Raw genomic sequence first — 358 nt, 5'->3', positions numbered from 1 at the left:
TGATCTCGTCGAGCAGTTCGGAATAGGTAATAACCCCCTTGCCGTCGTCGATGGCGGGGGCTTCAGGGCACGCCGAAGCTGTCGCACGCACAATGTCGATGAGCGTGCCCTTTTCCGCGAGCGCGGTCTCTACGAAGTCGCGGGTGCGACGGCGTAGGCGCTCAAGCTGGAATGAGGGCGAAGACAACAAGTCAGCGGGTAGCGGCGTGTTTTCGGACATGCCATAAATATAACGCTGACTATGGGGGTTGTCTAATTGTGGGGCTGCCCCACGATGGGCAGCCCAGCGTCGCGCCAACCAGCCGTGCCATTGGCAACGTTGATCGCGTCAATGCCGTTCTGCTCCAGCCACTGGCAG

General features: G+C 60.3%; 1 protein-coding gene. It reads right to left on the bottom strand.

What is annotated here, in order from left to right; translation table 11 throughout:
• Positions 1-220: hypothetical protein (locus CYJ76_RS12700; protein WP_202820494.1), on the bottom strand; the 220-nt coding region annotated here is incomplete at its 3' end.
• Positions 221-358: the final 138 nt, after the last annotated feature.

This window comes from Kytococcus schroeteri (assembly GCF_002847825.1).
Lineage (GTDB): Bacteria > Actinomycetota > Actinomycetes > Actinomycetales > Dermatophilaceae > Kytococcus > Kytococcus schroeteri.
Note: the sequence above shows the minus strand (reverse complement) of the source record. Positions and strands in the feature narration are given on the sequence as shown.